18 protein-coding genes, 1 tRNA gene and 1 riboswitch are annotated in these 16,546 nt (G+C 40.8%); of the genes, 3 read left to right on the top strand and 16 right to left on the bottom strand.

The features are described 5' to 3' along the window. The first annotated feature begins 283 nt into the window (after positions 1 to 283). Complete coding sequence (locus GQS54_RS16050; RefSeq protein ID WP_158770677.1) at positions 284 to 538, top strand: helix-turn-helix transcriptional regulator; 255 nt, start codon at positions 284 to 286, stop codon at positions 536 to 538. Positions 539 to 578: 40 nt separating this feature from the next. On the opposite strand, the gene rimI is transcribed toward GQS54_RS16050, so the two are convergent. From rimI to GQS54_RS16005, 9 genes are all read right to left on the bottom strand, one after another. Continuing rightward, positions 579 to 1,043: a ribosomal protein S18-alanine N-acetyltransferase gene (rimI, locus tag GQS54_RS16045; RefSeq protein ID WP_166424973.1), complete on the bottom strand. Its 465-nt coding sequence runs from the start codon at positions 1,041 to 1,043 to the stop codon at positions 579 to 581. Then, on the bottom strand, positions 1,036 to 1,584 hold the full coding sequence (locus GQS54_RS16040) for a DNA polymerase III subunit psi (RefSeq protein ID WP_166424972.1): 549 nt from the start codon (positions 1,582 to 1,584) through the stop codon (positions 1,036 to 1,038). Before GQS54_RS16040 ends, rimI begins: the two co-directional genes overlap by 8 nt. Positions 1,585 to 1,664: 80 nt before the next feature. Beyond that, positions 1,665 to 1,741: transfer RNA gene (locus tag GQS54_RS16035), tRNA-Trp, on the bottom strand. A gap of 73 nt (positions 1,742 to 1,814) precedes the next feature. Continuing rightward, positions 1,815 to 2,654 (bottom strand): phosphotransferase, encoded by an 840-nt coding sequence (locus tag GQS54_RS16030; protein WP_166424971.1) that lies wholly within the window; start codon positions 2,652 to 2,654, stop codon positions 1,815 to 1,817. Further along, positions 2,632 to 3,261 carry a nicotinamide riboside transporter PnuC gene (gene pnuC, locus GQS54_RS16025; protein WP_166424970.1) on the bottom strand — a complete coding sequence of 210 codons (630 nt, stop codon included), beginning with the start codon at positions 3,259 to 3,261 and terminating at the stop codon, positions 2,632 to 2,634. Before pnuC ends, GQS54_RS16030 begins: the two co-directional genes overlap by 23 nt. After that, positions 3,261 to 3,518, bottom strand: coding sequence for a hypothetical protein (locus tag GQS54_RS16020; protein WP_166424969.1), 258 nt, complete (start codon positions 3,516 to 3,518; stop codon positions 3,261 to 3,263). The genes pnuC and GQS54_RS16020 overlap by 1 nt, the downstream gene beginning before the upstream one ends. A 15-nt stretch (positions 3,519 to 3,533) precedes the next feature. Continuing rightward, positions 3,534 to 5,597: a TonB-dependent receptor gene (locus GQS54_RS16015; protein WP_166424968.1), complete on the bottom strand. Its 2,064-nt coding sequence runs from the start codon at positions 5,595 to 5,597 to the stop codon at positions 3,534 to 3,536. Between the two features lie 74 nt (positions 5,598 to 5,671). Next, positions 5,672 to 5,777, bottom strand: a riboswitch (TPP riboswitch). Positions 5,778 to 5,875: 98 nt separating this feature from the next. Further along, positions 5,876 to 6,766, bottom strand: coding sequence for a hypothetical protein (locus GQS54_RS16010; protein WP_240919972.1), 891 nt, complete (start codon positions 6,764 to 6,766; stop codon positions 5,876 to 5,878). Positions 6,767 to 6,768: 2 nt separating this feature from the next. Beyond that, entirely contained in the window at positions 6,769 to 7,176 is a 408-nt protein-coding gene (locus GQS54_RS16005; RefSeq protein WP_166424967.1) for a hotdog domain-containing protein, read from the bottom strand. Between the two features lie 67 nt (positions 7,177 to 7,243). On the opposite strand from GQS54_RS16005, the gene GQS54_RS16000 reads away from it, so the two are divergent. Next, the gene (locus GQS54_RS16000) at positions 7,244 to 9,403 is read left to right on the top strand and encodes a GNAT family N-acetyltransferase (RefSeq protein ID WP_166424966.1); all 2,160 of its coding nucleotides are present in this window, start codon (positions 7,244 to 7,246) and stop codon (positions 9,401 to 9,403) included. 100 nt (positions 9,404 to 9,503) lie between these two features. Here the strand turns inward: GQS54_RS16000 and GQS54_RS15995 are convergent, their stop codons facing one another. The 6 genes from GQS54_RS15995 to GQS54_RS15970 are packed head-to-tail and all read right to left on the bottom strand — an operon-like array spanning position 9,504 to position 14,441. Continuing rightward, positions 9,504 to 10,763: a hypothetical protein gene (locus tag GQS54_RS15995; RefSeq protein ID WP_166424974.1), complete on the bottom strand. Its 1,260-nt coding sequence runs from the start codon at positions 10,761 to 10,763 to the stop codon at positions 9,504 to 9,506. Beyond that, positions 10,763 to 11,377 carry an energy transducer TonB gene (locus tag GQS54_RS15990; protein WP_166424965.1) on the bottom strand — a complete coding sequence of 205 codons (615 nt, stop codon included), beginning with the start codon at positions 11,375 to 11,377 and terminating at the stop codon, positions 10,763 to 10,765. The genes GQS54_RS15995 and GQS54_RS15990 overlap by 1 nt, the downstream gene beginning before the upstream one ends. Position 11,378: 1 nt before the next feature. Continuing rightward, complete coding sequence (locus GQS54_RS15985) at positions 11,379 to 11,780, bottom strand: biopolymer transporter ExbD (RefSeq protein WP_158770687.1); 402 nt, start codon at positions 11,778 to 11,780, stop codon at positions 11,379 to 11,381. Positions 11,781 to 11,792: 12 nt separating this feature from the next. Beyond that, positions 11,793 to 12,317: a MotA/TolQ/ExbB proton channel family protein gene (locus GQS54_RS15980; RefSeq protein ID WP_166424964.1), complete on the bottom strand. Its 525-nt coding sequence runs from the start codon at positions 12,315 to 12,317 to the stop codon at positions 11,793 to 11,795. A 1-nt stretch (position 12,318) separates the two neighbouring features. Then, the gene (locus GQS54_RS15975) at positions 12,319 to 13,671 is read right to left on the bottom strand and encodes a MotA/TolQ/ExbB proton channel family protein (protein WP_166424963.1); all 1,353 of its coding nucleotides are present in this window, start codon (positions 13,669 to 13,671) and stop codon (positions 12,319 to 12,321) included. Positions 13,672 to 13,676: 5 nt separating this feature from the next. After that, positions 13,677 to 14,441, bottom strand: coding sequence for a DUF3450 domain-containing protein (locus GQS54_RS15970; RefSeq protein WP_166424962.1), 765 nt, complete (start codon positions 14,439 to 14,441; stop codon positions 13,677 to 13,679). 538 nt (positions 14,442 to 14,979) lie between these two features. Here GQS54_RS15970 and GQS54_RS15965 point away from each other — a divergent pair. Continuing rightward, on the top strand, positions 14,980 to 15,942 hold the full coding sequence (locus GQS54_RS15965; RefSeq protein ID WP_166424961.1) for a class I SAM-dependent methyltransferase: 963 nt from the start codon (positions 14,980 to 14,982) through the stop codon (positions 15,940 to 15,942). A 218-nt stretch (positions 15,943 to 16,160) separates the two neighbouring features. On the opposite strand, the gene GQS54_RS15960 is transcribed toward GQS54_RS15965, so the two are convergent. Then, the gene (locus tag GQS54_RS15960) at positions 16,161 to 16,448 is read right to left on the bottom strand and encodes a hypothetical protein (RefSeq protein ID WP_166424960.1); all 288 of its coding nucleotides are present in this window, start codon (positions 16,446 to 16,448) and stop codon (positions 16,161 to 16,163) included. Between the last annotated feature and the right edge of the window lie 98 nt (positions 16,449 to 16,546).

Here is a 16,546-nt window from a genome sequence, read left to right as displayed (position 1 = left end):
CAGCCTGAACCTGATATTGAATCGGTGCTGCCATGGAATGTTAAGTTAGGCTAGACGTCTTTTACAAGACAGTTACAAGATTGGGGCTTATATTGCTTTTTATAACTCATTAGTTGGTAACGATTCTGCCCCATCAAAAGTAAATAATGTGAAATTATTTCACCTTGTGGAATCCAATCCACATTTGTTGACATACACTGCGTCTGACAATAGAAAAACAGAGTTTTTTTATATGCTGTTTCAGCTCTGTTGTAGTTTCAATAATATTATGAGGAATAAAAGCATGTATATCACAGGTGCAGATCTAAGAAAAATGAGACAAGACGCTGGCTTAACTACGGTTAAAATGGCAAAACTTGCTAATGTTAAAACACGTAAAACCTATGAAAATTGGGAAAAAGAAATTGGTAGCCCTAGCATGAATCAGTTCATCGCTATGTGCGTTGGTTGTAATTACAACTCGTCTAAATTCGTGAAATTGGCCATTGAGCGTCAAGATCCGTCTCAACAACTAAACATTTCTTCAGCGCGTAGATAATGTATTCGATCTGAAGCCCGAAAGGGCTTCGTCGATTTATCTAAACACTCATTTCCTGAATATCGATAAGTGTTAGTTTCATAATTAACGCGTCTTCTTTACCATCGACAGTGTCATAATAGCCTTTACGGCGCTCTATCAACTCAAAACCCTGCTTTTGATAAAGGCTTATCGCTACACCATTGGTTGCACGTACCTCTAACCAAACACACTGCATGTTGTTATCAACGCAACGCGTTATAAAATGCGTCATAAGCTTGTTGCTTAAGCCCTTACCTTGCATATCACTTGAGACACCAATATCCATTAACGTCGCTTCGTCGAGCACAAAAAGGGCTACGTAGAGTCCAATAAATTCGTTATCTTGGCGTAATCCATAAGCTTCGTATTGATCCGTTAAACAATCTGAAAACACAGATTTAGACCATGGGTGAGAATGCCCTTGACAGTGGATTGTATAGGCAGAATGATAGTTTTTTGAGGTAAGCTTTATAAGGTTAGTCATTAGCGAGCGTTGACAGGACAGACCAAAGTTGTTTCTTAGCCGATGGAGAAAACGTTTGCGTTAACGAGGGTGTTGTTAATAACCTCCCCTCTAGTGTTATGCCTTTACCTATTTTCCAGGCAAACTCGTAGTCGATATGTTGCTCACAATCAATTTCTGAGAGCCGTTCGAAGCTATTGCCCTCAAAACCAATACTCAATAAAACATCCTCAACCAAAGCGCTAGATAGCATATCAAGAGAAAATTCAAAGACCAGATGATTCGGCACAGAGCGCTTATCTGGCTGAGTAGCTTTTTGTGTTCTAAATTGTTTAATGGATTCAGGAATAGGGGTTTGGGATTTGTTAGCTGCAATTGGCGCAACAGCGGTATTTGAATCGACATTACCGTTTTGGGCGCTATCTTGATTGCTGCCCACCCCCTGCGTCGCGAATTTAGTCTCTGATATCGCAGAATTTTGAGGTTGCCATACAACAATCCCCATTTCACTGAGAATAGCGTTTTGATATGAACTAAGTGCTTGAGGCGTTTTTGAATTCATGCGCGTAGATTATCACGATATATAAAAATAAAAGTATACTGAAGGTAAATAAGCTAGCGTATTTTAAGAATATAAAAAATTGGCAGGGGTGGAGGGATTCGAACCCCCAGCCATCGGTTTTGGAGACCGCTGTTCTACCAATTGGAACTACACCCCTGCTGAGGAGCTGAATTATACGTAACACGTCTAAAAGGTAAAGTGCTTTTGCATGGAAAACTGACGGTTTATGCTCAACCGCTTATTTTATCAACAGAACGGCTCTGCAACTTGCCCACTGCGTCGGCGGCGCAATACCATAAATGGCTCGTTAGATTGACCAAAGGAAGCATATTGTTGACGTTCTTAGTCAGTATATCAAGTGCAACATTACTCAATTTTGCATAATGAATCAGCAGGTTTTCTTGCTGATGACGATTCATTTGATTTACTTCAATGCAAGCTGCTATATCAAAATATCGGTTAGAGTACGCACAATATTCCCAATCAAAAATTGTGAGCGGTGTTTGCACGGTTACGTGTTGCAACGATAAATCGTTATGACAAAAAACTAAATCGTTCTTCGGTGCTTGATACCAAATGTCAGCTAAGTTCTGCGCTAACGTATATTCTTTTATAAACTTAGATTTAGGTAATAATTTTAGATAACTAGCCCATTGCCGCGGCAGATCAAGCAATGGGCCATCTATCTGTAGTCCATGAATTTGGCTCAAAGCGTTGGCGAGCTGGATGTTTTTTTGCTCTTCGCCAAGTTTACTATTCTCGAGGGTCTGACTTTGGACCCATGCATCAAGCTGAAATGAATGAGCATTTGACAAATAAATAGGCTCGCAAGCTAAACCTTGTTGCCAAATGACTTTTTGAATACCAAATAGTTCTTGGCGATTAAGTTGATTAACTTGGTCTGACTCGAATGTTTTCATAAAAAAACATTGAGTGGGCGTCGTTAATAAAAAACTGCTATTAACCGCCCCTCCCTTTTGAACGTGCTCAAGCGAAAACCCCTGCCGGCACTGCTCAAGCTCGACAAGTTCAGCCAATAAGGCGAGCTTAAGCTGATGCCGATGAGGCATATCGTTTACCTATGAGTTGCTGGCGCCAATTGATATATCCATAAATGGCAAATAATACGTAAAAAATAAATAAAACACCGGTAAGATACATCTCTTTAGCAAAATATAGATAACAGGCAAAACTGTTTATGATGATCCAATATAACCAGTTCTCCAACACCTTGTGGGCAACCATCAATGTGGTGTAAACACTAAATACCGTTATAAAAGCATCTAGATACAAATATTTTGAGTCTAGCCACATCCCCGCGAACGCTGTCATGCCGAACGCAACCCCAGTGAGGATAATCAGCCGAACTAGATGTTTCTGCATTGACCAACTTTGAATCGGTATATGCTCGCTTTCCTGTTTTTTCCACTGTTGCCAACCATAAACGGCCATGATCAAATAATAACCATTAAGCAAGGTATGAAAAACTAGCGATACCTCCCAAAACAACCAAGTATATATAGCAGTACTAACTAGCGCACACGGCCAACACCAGATATTCTCCCTGGCAGCCAACCAAACGTAAGCAATGGCAAGTATCACTGCCATTGCTTCTAACCATGACTGCGCAACAAACTGCTGGGCAATATCTTGCAGCAAGTCAACCAGCGATTGCATTAAACGTCACTACTCATTTTATCACCGTTTAAAAACTTACAGACAAAAATAGCCTGCCCCACTTCTTGATGGCTTCGCTGCATCTCTTTCGCCAATACTTGCATAGTGGCTTGGTAATCACCACTGACGAGGGTGCTCGTTGCGCTAGTCACTACCTTTAAGTATGCGTATTCATTTAGGCGATCGATAAACGTTTGTATTGGTTCAAGGTATTGCTCATTCAATGGATACATTGAAAGTTCGGCGACTAATTTCATATTAAGCTCCTAGTTTTAAAAAGTGTATTGGGCGCTAACACCAACCTGGCGGCCATCGCCTAGCTGATAGTAAGGTTCTGGAGTGGCATATCCTTCACGAGGATCATTGTTAAAGCCGCCAAAACCGCGGACGTAGTATGTTCGGTCAAAAACATTTTTCACCCAAACCGAACAAGACCAATCTTGCACATCAAAACGCATAGCTGTGTTGACCAACACGTATGATGGCGATTTCTCATCATTGCCGTCTGAGAATCTATACTCGTCTTTACCGTCAGCATCGATAGTCCAGCTTACTTGCTCGGACAATTGCACATCAGCACCAATATTAAAGGTATAACGTGGCGCTTGAGCCTGATCTTGCTTATTAATAACAGTCCCATCGGCTAAGGTATAACCTTCAAATGTCGCATCGAGCCAACCGAAATTAGCGTGTAAATTTACGTTTGCATCTACTTGCCAACCCGACTCCAATTCATACCCCCAATTCGTCCCAGTATCGGCATTACCAATAATATCAATAAAAGTAGCACTGCCATCCGCACGGGTTTGCACATCATAATCGCTAACCTGAGTGTCTTCTCTGTCCATGTAGAAAACAGCCATTCGTATAAACGCATCGTAATTTATAAAGTTTCCCTTCACGCCAATCTCATAGTTCCAATTGTATTCAGGTTGATAAATACGCTTTTCAGCACTCACACGCTCATCTGGATTAAACCCAGCTGCTTTATAACCTCTTGATAAGCTGGCATAAACTGAAGCGCTATCGAGGCTATAATCGAGCACCGCTTTTCCACCCAATAATGTTTTATCAGTACGTTGCGTGAAACCACTGATATCAGCATAATCAATTTCAAATCGATCAGCCCGAAGACCTAAACGCAAGCTAAGGGTGTCAGATAACTGAGTATCTATTTGCGAGTAAACAGCTAAGTTGTCTTGTTGGTAGCGGCTTGTGAAGTCACTATCTGCGTAGGTATATTGACGCAACAAACTTTCATCCATAGATTTAGAGTACAAGCCAAATAGCCACTGAGTTGAGCCATTAAATAGGGTTGAGTTATCATTCGATAGGAAACGGATATCAACATTATCAGTGTCACGTTCTCTAAAATAACTATCTACCGAAGAATACTCGTCGGGATGGAAGCCTACATAAGTCCAGTCCTCATCATAGCTATACCCCATATCTGAGTCAGACTGACTTAGAATAATAAATACGTCGGTAAATTCGCTGTTTATCTCAGTTTTTAGACCTAAAGCATGGGTTTCTTGTCGATCGAAGCCCGGCTCATCAGCGCGTGACTCTCGGCTATTCTCAAGTGAAAATGCATCGTAGCCGTTATCAATGTCGAAATATTGATAATTAAGATCAAACGTCAACCAATCAGTGGCGAGATATTTCAGTTTTACTCGTGACGTAAATTCATCGAGGTTATCTGTATCATCACGGTTTAAAAAGGTGTTCTCAACGAACCCGTCACTCTTGTACTGTTGAACCGCTACCCGATAAAATAAATTATCTGTTATGGCATTGCCGTATGCGCCACCTAAACTCCAAGTATTCTGTTCTGCGAGTGAAAACGAGATCTTACCGCTTTGTTCAGGCCCAGCATCGACTGTTTTGATTTTTATCACGCCTGCCATTGCGCTAGCGCCAAATTCGGTCGCTTGAGGGCCTCGTAAAATCTCGACCTGCTGCACATCAAATAAAGTACCAACGCCTGCAATCCCCGAAAAATCAAAATCATCTACCAAGAAACCAACCGACGGATTACTTGGCTCTGAGAATTGACTACGCTCACCTATGCCGCGTATTTGCACAAACCGACCCCGTGATGCTCCGCTAGCGAAGTTAATATTCGCCCCAATATTTAATACATCTTCAAGATGCTGTGCTTGGCGGGATTCGATTTGCGACTCACTTAAAATAGTCGCACTGGCAGGCAGAAACATTAATGCTTGCTGACGGAAGTCAGAGCTAACGGTAATGCGCTCAAGATCATTTGACTCATCAGCGTGGGCTGTAAAACTGGATGCAATAGATAACGCGAGTAAGGTAGAACAAAACTTCATTGGGATCTCTTCAGTGATGGTTTGAAAAGACCCGGCTATGCGGCAGACAAATGGGAGATGTTTACATTGGATGATGTGAACGAAATAACCATTCCTACGCCGGTATTATCCGGATCAGGTGTTAGGGTCATATCTCAACTCGAGATAAATCTCAGCCTTTCGGCACCCCTTGGTAATAAAACACACGTTTGAGGTGTGTTAACCGCGATAGTGTAGCAATATTGTAATCCAGCGCAAGCCTTGTTTTATCGGGTAATAAAGCGCCCTAGCATAATAGATCACTCTATAAGCTGTAACTTGACCAACTTACTATTAGAGAAAATCGAAGATTCTTGAGTAAACCATATCTGCCCAGACCGATGTGCACATACCCCCTCAACTTGACCGAAACCTGATAGAGGAATTTGGTCAATTAAGGCGAATTCACGATCTAGTATTACGATAAAAGGATCGCCAAACCCCATCCGTTTAGACGGATAACCAACCAGAATATAACGTTGTTTTACTTTGTCGTAATCCGCTCCGGTTATTACACCAGGGATCCCTTTTATAACTGTCTGCGCACTTAGTATTTGTCTATCTACATTCTTATCAACAATATAAATTTTAAGCTGGTCTGTGCGCCAACTTTTTGAAAATAACACCAAATGATCGTCGACAGCAACTAAGGCTTCCGCATCGAAATCATGATTCAACGATTCATTTTCTGACGTTTTATTTCCCTCATATGTAAGAGTAAGCTTTGTCGCCCGGTTGAGGACTTCGGTACTACGAGGAAATTTATAGACAAATACTTTCTTGCGGGTGCCTCGATTATTCCCAATATCGCCAATATAAAAAAAGGTATCATCCGCAGTCAGTGCTTCCCAATCCTTATTCTTAACGTTTTTTGGTGTTAACGTGGATACAATACGGCCGTTTTCATCTAGACGAAAAACAACCGGTGCGTTACCAGAGTCGTTCAAACTGTATATGCTACTCTCAGACGAACAGTAAAGCGCTGAGCTTTCCTCTAATTCGCTTGGCAAAGATACACTTTCTACAATTTCGAATTTCCCTTGCGTTGCAAACGCACAACTATTAATAAAGAGGAGGCTCGCGGCAACTACTCCTGAATTGAAGCTGTTTAGCGCCGGTAACTTAGCTAAAAAATTTAGGCTATTACGCATAATTAGATTAATCCTTTCATCTCCAGTTTTGCTCGTTCTGCTAACTCATCAAAGGTTTTACCATGAGCTACAGGCAAACGAGTTTCGCGATCGACGCGCACAAAAACGATATCGTCAGCGAGACAAATCGTTCTCTTTGTCTCCTTGTTGCGCACCAAGCACGTCACGGTGATTGATGTTCTTCCGACCTTCTTTGTCTCAAGTCCAAATTCAACCACATCGCCTTGCAATGCGGGGGATTCAAAGCTGATTTCACCGATATGCTTTGTTACCAACTGATTGGTTTCCAACTGACAAATAGCATATATCGCCGACTCTTCATCAATCCACTCTAACGCACGCCCACCAAATAGTGAGTTTGCATAATTAAGATCACTGGGCATAACTAATCTTCTTGATAAAAAACGCATTCGTATTCCTTAGGAACTTTGCTTAAACTGGCGATAATTTCCGACACATTGTACAGATAAAATAAGCATGGATTTGCACTTTAAAATACAAGATTGGCTAAAAGCGAGAAAAAACCACCTATGCCATCGGCAGTTAGTGGTAATTAGCGGAGCTGAAAATTGGTCTCAGAGGCTATCTAAAGAAATAATCGCTGTCGCTGAAATACCAGAAGAAAAATTACTTTGGGTAGGAAACCGTTTAGGTTCGACCTTGAACGTAGATTGTCATACTTATCGGCAGCACTTGGGCACAGAGTACAATGCACTGGTGTATAACATGTATACAGGGCTTAGTGCGAATGCGTTGATGGCATTTAGCGGTACGATTATGGCAGGTGGGATCATGATCCTTATTTGTCCTGAGTTTGCCCGTTGGCCAGTTTATCCCGATCCGTTAGCGAGTAAACGGTCATCTTACGGTTGTGAGCAAAGTCTCCATCTAAGCCATTTTACGCGTCGTTTAATTTCGCTGATTAAAAACGATTTAAATACTATCATCATCACACCAGAAGAAATGAGTGGGCATAATGCACACGTGCCTCAAGAAGATATTGGTCGTAAGCTAAATAGCTCAACACCAGAACAACAAACGTTAATTACTAGTATCTTAAAAATGTCTGATAGTCATAAAGACCGTCCATTGGTTATTACTGCTGATAGAGGACGCGGTAAATCATCTGCATTGGGATTGGCTGCTAGAGAACTAATAAAAAAGAAATCTAAAAAAATAATTATTACCGCGCCAAATAAAAGGAATGTGGAACACGTTTTTGCTTTTGCAAAGTCATCTTTATTAACTCAAGATAGTACGAGTACAAACGTTCCCTTGGCGTTTGTCGCCCCCGATGCTCTTTTAGCCGCACCACATAAAGCTGATTTACTTTTTATAGATGAAGCGGCCGCTATTCCTGCATCAATACTGAAAGCACTTTTAAACAAGTTTCCTAGGGTTGTAATGAGTTCGACCGTGCACGGATATGAAGGTGCTGGCCGCGGCTTCGAACTGCGCTTTAAACCTTATCTAGAAAAGAATAAGAAAGGATGGAAGGCATTTACACTTACTATGCCTATTCGTTGGTATAAAAATGACTGTTTAGAAGCGTTCTGGTTTCACTGCTTTATGATGGAAGACATTACGTCCTGTTCTACAGACAAGCACATCACGGCTATTCCAGAGGCTGTCCTACCCATCCCTCTTGACTCCATTATAGCTAACACTGAAGCTCATAATGTCATAGAGGTATCACGCGCACAGCTTGTCGATGACCCCATATTGTTGCATCAAACATTTTCGTTACTTGTGAATGCCCATTATCAAACAAGCCCTGATGATTTAGTCAGACTATTAGATGCCCCAGAACAACGCCTATTCACTTACACTTTAAATTCCAAAGTAGTAGGTGTTGCCTTAATCAACGAAGAAGGCGGGGATGAATTAAGTAAACTTTCAGCACTTATTACGCGAGGAGATAGACGAGTTAATGGTCACTTAGTAGCCCAAAATCTCGCTTTACATACGGCCAACCAGGCGTTTTGCCGTATGAAGCAATGGCGTGTAGTAAGAATTGCTGTTGATAAGCGCCAAAGACGCAATAACATTGGAAGTGCATTACTAAACACTATCAGTGAATCGGCCAAAAATGAGGGTGTTGAGTTACTTACAAGCTCCTTTGGTGCATCAGAAAATTTACTTAATTTTTGGACTCAAAATATATTTTCACCACTAAAGTTAGGCTTTAAACGGGATGCAGCCAGTGATGAAGTAAGTATGATTGTAGGCCTCGCGTTATCAGCGTACGCATCAACGTTGGTATCAAAGTTACGTGATCAATTTGCGAGAGAGTTACATTACTATATCTCTCGTTACCACAGAATGACAAACACGGCATTACTTACTAGGCTTTTAACACACTGTAAAAGTGAACCACTTACCGTTGATGAAAAACATCAAATAGCGTGTTTTTTAGAGTCGAAAAATCCCTTTGGTACTTTTTCTCAAGTATTGGCAAAATACCTTTTAATGAAATTATCCTCTGTTAAGACAAGCAGTGAAATACCTATCGGAACAGATTTGCTAGTGGCTAGCTTATTACAATTTAAACCAACAGAGACGTTAATAACGGAGTTTAATTTGAGTGGAAAAAAAGCGTTAAACAAACATATACGACTCGCTTTGATAGACCTATAGATACAAAAAAGCTGATAAAAAAGCGCCATGATAAGGCACAAAAAAGGCTCCATATAGGAGCCTTTTATCATTCGTTATCACATCTAGAATTAATAAATTATTATAGTGTAATACCGCGGTTCTTAGCTTTCTCTTTTATATAAGGAGCCCAACTTCTCGCACTACGTGAAGTTGATTTATCCTTTCTGGCTTCAAGAACATGCTTATATGCTTCTCTGTATTTACCAGTATAAAAATTGGCTTCCATCATCGCCATATGAATACGGCCACGATCATCAGCACCTTCATCCAGTGCTTTTTGTAAAGCAGTCAAAGCAGCGCTATATTTCTCTGCAGTTAGCAGTAGCGTACCTTGTTTGCGATACAAATCAGGATCTGAGGTCATCTTAGCCGCTTCGCCATAATATGCAGCCGCTTTTAAATGATTCTTAGCCTGATGCCAAGAGTTCGCTAGATTTGTTAACGCTTTATCGTCACGTTTGATTAAGCCACTTTCAACGTTTTTCTCGAACACTACCGCAGCTTTATAAGGTATTTCATTAGTCGCGTACAACTGAGTCAATGCCTTAATTTCAGCAGCTTTGGTCAAGTAACCTTGATCGTAAGCCATTTCAAAGGTAGATAGACCTTTCTTATAATCTTCAACCAACATGTAGAAGAAACCAAGTTGTGTCCAGTTAGCCTTATTATCAGGAAAGATTTTAACCATTTCCTCGGCAACTTCGACAGTCTCTTTATACATTTTACGACTGTAAAAAGAGGTCAACTTTAATGCATAAGCATTTTTATTAGGTTTGTCATCTAATGCGATCGATTTATCAAGCGGCGCGATCATATCAGCAAACTTTTGCGTTTCGTACAAAGCCTGTCCCATACGAAGATACACATCGGCATCTTCCTTACAGGTAAAGTCCATCCACTGTTGATAACGCTTTACAGCTACGTCATAACGCTTTTCTTGCATATTTAAATCTGCAATTAGACGTAATGTACCAGACTGCTCTGTGTCATTAAGTGCCTTGGAATCTACTGACTTTTCCAAATACTCTAAAGCCTTTGGTCCAGTTTCCGATTTAGTCGCTAATAAATTACCGATAAAACGGTCAGTAAATGCTCTATCGAAAGCCTGAGAAGTATCAATATCGTACAAAATCGATAAGGCTTCATCAACTAAGTCTTCATTATACGCTTCGAAAGCTTTCTGAACTTTTTTACCTGTTCTTTCGCTAGGAATGTTTGTAGGACCACGTTTGTAACCAGGACAAACGATCGCCGCAGACTGTGCACTAACGAAACTGGAGCTTAACGTTGTAGCGGCAAACGTTGCGCCAACCAAAAATGTTTTAAAATATTTATTCATCATGATTGATCCAACTTAAAGTCTAACTGAACTTTCATACCAGGTTGTTTCATCGGCTTACCATCTTCAACCTTCGGCTTATACTTCCACTTTCTCAGTGCACGTTTAGCTTCACGGTCAAAAACACGCTTAGGATCAGCGTCAATTACGTCTACGTCTTCAACTCCACCCACTTCGTTGATAGTAAAAGAAAGTTTAACCCACCCTTCTTTACCGTCACGAGCAGCTTGCGCAGGGTACTTAGGTTCTATACGAACGATAGGTGTAGCATCACCGTCACGTTGCATTGCACCTACACCACCAATATCGACAGATGCGCCACCAATATCAACTGCAGGCATATTGAAGCTTAGTCCGTCGGTATTCGCATCCGCTGTATCTGGCTCAACTGGTTCCAATTTAGGAGGCTGTTGAGGCGGAGGCGGAGGCGGAGGTGGAACCCGATTTCTGGTTTGAGTAGAATCATCCGGTGTCGACATAACAATATCAATCACTGGAGCAGGCGGTACTTTATCTGCTGGTCTTGACGAGTTAGCAATCAACTTAGCCATGATAACAAATAATACGAATGCAATTACCCCACCAAGGAGCACAGAAACAATTAAACGTCCCATATTAGCTCCCCTTAGCAGCAATAGAAATACGATCTATACCTGCAGATTTGATTTGATCCATTACTTCGATCACCACGCCATATTCTGCATTTTCGTCAGCTTGAACAATTACGACATCAGAAGGCTGTTCGGCTAACAAACGTTCTAAGTTAGCGCGAACACTATCAACATCGATTTCGCGCTTATCCATCCAGACGTTACCGTCTTCTGTGATTGCGATAAAGATATTGGCGTTCTTAGGCATAATAGCTTGCGATGCACCTGGTTTGTTAACCTCGATGCCCGCCTCTTTGACGAAAACAGTCGTTACAATAAAGAAAATCAGCATGATAAACACGATGTCTAACATCGGCGTCATGTCTATCGCAGCATCTTCTTCTTCAACACGTACTTTGCGAGCCATAAATTCCTCTCTCTAATGATGGGGCAAACTGTCAACTAGCTTTTCTTTTGCCATTTTAACTCTCGACTCAAGACGAGAACTAAAAAACACACCAGATAAAGCAGCGACCATCCCAGCCATCGTTGGAATCGTAGCCATTGATATACCAGCAGCCATAAGACGCGGATTACCAGTGCCTTGTGTTGCCATCGTTTCGAAAACACCGATCATTCCAGTAACCGTTCCTAAAAGGCCGATTAAAGGACACATAGCAACAAGTGTCTTTATCAACACCATTCTTGCACTAAGTCCATCGGATGCTTGCGAAATCCATGCGTCACGGATTCTATGCGCATACCAAGAGGTAGTATCTTCTCGAGCATCCCAATTTGAGACAATTTCTTTTCTCATTTTAGGAAAAACGGAAGATAAATACCAATAACGCTCTATCATCAAAACCCACATTAAGAAGAGCGCTAGGGCGACAACGTATAATACGTCACCGCCGGCAGCGATAAAGTCCCTGACAGACTCCCATAGTTCTATCAGGTATAACATCTTATGCTTTCTCCGTCTCAGCGTGTGCAGCAATAATGCCTGCAGTCTGCTCATCTAGGATATGGACAATTGATTTGCTGCGACCAGCAACAATGCTGTGCATTAGAATCAATGGTAGTGCTGCAATAATACCTTGAGCAGTCGTTACCAATGCCATTGAAATACTACCAGCCATCAATCTTGGGTCACCTGTACCGAACAATGTAATTTGTTGGAAAGTCATGATCATACCCAAAACAGTACCTAACAAACCAAGTAACGGAGCGATAGCTGCGAATATCTTGATAATGTTGATGCCGCTTTCGATGCTTGGCAGCTCTTTAAGAATGGCTTCATCGAGTTTAAGCTCTAGATTCTCAACGTCAGACGTTTTGTTATCTTTGTAAACTTGAAGAATACGGCCAAGAGGATTACTGCTTGACGGATTGCCAGTGTTATTAAGCTGTGAACGCATTTTACCGCTGATAATAGTCAATGTGATAAGCTTATAAAGACCGATAAGCAAACCAATCGCTAACATAACAGTAATAACGTAACCAACTACACCACCCGCATGGTAACGTTCCATCATAGTTGCTTTTTCTTTAAGCAAACCAAGAATACCACCGCTAGAAGGGTCAGCATAAAAAGGTACAAGACCAGATTTAGCAGATAACAATTCTTCGGCAGAATCAACTAGGTAACCATCTGGTTGACGACCAAGAGGTTGTACAATTTCATTCTCATCATCATAAACTAAATAGCCCTGCTCACCGACTAAGTTGAACGTACCAACACGCACGACTTCTTGAGTAGTTGAACCACCGTCTAAGCTGATAACTTCAGTTTGAAAACGTGAAACCTGACCTGATTCAGTCATTTCAGTTTGTAATGCAAACCACAAATCTTCTAATTCTTGAATGTTAGGAAGGCCTTTCGACTCTTCTGACATGTTTTTCAAGAATTTACCACGACCTGGGAATTCAGCACTAACGATTGAAGTCGAAATTTGACCAAAAGCTTCTGATGATGCTTGACGAACCACACCAAACATCTCGCCAAGCGTACCTGTTGCTTGATTAAGTTCTTGCTCTTTCTCTGCTAATGCAACTTCATTTTCAGAGTATTTCTTCGTTAGGTTATCACCGCGAGTTTGCTCGGCTTTAAGAGAGGCTTGCGCTTTTCTTAAAAGTGCTTGTTTATCTGCACGGGCTGATTGAAATTCTGCTTCACGATCTTTGTTGATACGCGCTTCAGACACACGATTACTCTTGACTTCTTTCAACAAGTCTTCAAGAGATGTTGCCGCATGAACAGAAGATGCGAATAACGCTACCGATGCTGCAGCTAATACTGATTTATAGATTGTTTTCATCGATATTACTCCGCAGCTTTGATGGGTAGTTTAATAAGGTCAGCTGGCACGAGTTTGTTGGCCATACGCACAGCCTTGATAACAGAACTTAGGTATTCATCACCTAGTTTCTGCCATGCTCTTGCATCGTTGTCCCACACCCAAGCGTTTTTCTGATCTAAAGAAAGCGCTGCTAAAGCAGTACGACCTAGATTAAAGAAATCAACCGTAATATCAGTTCCTTCATAATCAAGTTTGCCTTGATAAGAACGAATTCCGCGACCGTATTCATTTTCGATTTGATATGCTTCGATTACCTGACGGAACTGCTCTGACGTTGTTACGTTAGAGTTGCCCATAATGTCACGAAGACGCTCAACACGCGCATGACGCTCTTCAAGGTTAATTGGAATATCTAGCTCGATGAACTGTTCTAAGCTGTCGATCATTCTGAACATTAATGGAACAACACCACGTTTAACGCCTTCAATACCGTCGATTTGACGTTGAAGAGAATCGATACCGCGGCCTTGGTCAGCAACTAATGTTGCGAGATAGTCGTTATAAACCTTCAAATTTTCTGTTTCATCAACGACTTGGCGATATTCAGAAAAGATGTCTAACGATTGCTCGTACAGTTTATTAATTTTTTCTTGAGATTTCGCTGCATCTACGTGAATCTTCGCTTCTTCTTGATGAAGGTCATTCAACGAATCTGCAGAGACAACAGCACTACTACCGAGTGCTAGTGCACCGATAACGGTAGAAGCAATAAGGTTTCTCTTGCTCATTTTGGACATAATTCCCAACCAATTTTCTTGTTTTGGATCCTCGCCGACGGGTAAAAAAACGTCGCAAGGGGCTTCTAAGCTTTATAAGTTTTAGGGGCTTAGTACTAATGAAAATTAACACTAAGACTTCAAGATATTCACACGGAACCCTGCGAATTGTCAAGGCAGCACATACATAATACGTCACAAAGTGTATTACCAAAATACATTAACATTTATCTATCTTTTAAAGATATTGTTAATTTTCAAACAAAATTTGGCTCCCACACCCTCGCAAGGCTAAATTTCATACAAAAAAAACGTAAATAGTTATAAGAATCGGAAAAAACGAGATATTAATTTATAGTTATTCACCTGCTAGTCGTAACTTAATAATAAAATTATATTTCATACAACGTCATTTAAGCACCTCAACCCCAGTCACCCTTAGCAACTTGTACCTATTACGTTTATATTTTGTGATGAATTTGTGATTACTATTAGCCGTTGAAATTAATTAAGATTTATTTGTTTGTGCAATTAGTAAATGAGTCTCTTGATGTTAAATACTGTGAGTACACAAAATTCATCGCTGACTAATGAATGGGACAACCATTGGCGTAAAACCAGCGACAGAGCTGCTCATTCTGCCGACGCAATACACGATCGCGTGATTGAACGTCATTGGTTATCCACTCTAGGCGCTTCTACTTTTAATAATAAGCGAGTACTCGATTTAGCATCAGGTCCCGGAGCGCTCTTAGAAGTGGTAAGAAAGAGTCAGCCTCAAACTGACTATGAAATGCAATATTACTCTGTCGACCTATCTAAGACTGCTCTTCAACAAATAAAATCTGCCTATCCAACGAGTGATGTGGTGCGAGCTGATTGTGCCAATCTACCTTTTTTCGCCAACTCCTTTGACTTAGTAATAAGCCAATTTGGTATTGAATACGCTGGACACGATGCTTTTTTTGAGTGTAGTCGCGTATTGAAAAAGAGCGGGAAATTTATAGGGATACTGCATTACAAATACGGAGCCCTACATATTGAATGTACGAATAATTTAAAAGCTGTAGACTTTTTATCTGATATCGAGTTTTTTAGGTACGCTCAATTAGTCTTGTATGCCAACTTGACTGGAAAGCCTGATGTGCATTTAAAGCATCTTGAAATGACCTTTACGAATATTTTGTCACTTTTGTCACACGCCATATCAGAGCAACCAAAGTTAATGGGAGGATTACTTCTTAGGTTATATAACGATACATGCTACATGTATGAAAACTTAACGAGATTCGAAACCATTGCTATTATTCAATGGTTGAACAACATGGAAGAAGAGCTTAATAATTACCGCGCTCGAATGTCATCGATGAGCGAAAGTGCCTTAAGTGAGTCGTCACTAGATAAAGCCCTAATTGCATTCAAAGCAAAAGGTTTTAATAAAATCGTTCGCAGAAAAATGTCAATAAATCAGGAGACTGAACCATTTGCTTGGTCAGTTGAGATTTCAATGTGAACGAAGTAACGCCTGCGTAAAAAACATAGGTAACATAAATAACTAAGCACCTAATTTATTTATAACCCTTCGCGAGTAACGTTTCCTATACAATAATTGTGCTCAGACCTACGCTAACAGCACTATTTACAAATGCGCACTATTAGTTCAGGTCTGGGCGATTAGACTTGATTAACGACTAATCATAAAGCGTATGTGCCCACAGAATCTGCATCAGCTTAGTTTTGTGCACCGACATTGTTACGAGCGTCATTCAGTACTTTTTTAGCATCGTCTAGCTCCCTAGCTCGTTGAGCGGCGGTAGTGCATCTGCGAACAGGGAACCGACTGCCGGTAACCGTTACGTTTTTACATCTTAAATCGCCACGGTTATTAGCTGCAGTTGTTTCACCTGCTTCGCTAACTGCATCTTTAGATCCGCTTTCATTGACACTTTCATTGTTGTTAGTGCTGCAGGCTGAAAGAAATGCGATGCAGCCAACAAAAATAATTTTTCTTATGCTCATGAGTGTTCCCTTTTTATAAACTTTTTATTTAATTATAATGAATTTCCCCTGTCATATTATTATTTCCTAATGCAAACAACAATACTGCAAGGCAGACT

The organism is Paraglaciecola sp. 20A4, assembly GCF_011378905.1.
Taxonomy (GTDB): Bacteria; Pseudomonadota; Gammaproteobacteria; order Enterobacterales; family Alteromonadaceae; genus Paraglaciecola.
The sequence above is the reverse complement of the archived record's forward strand: the minus strand, read 5'-3'. Positions and strand labels throughout refer to the sequence as shown.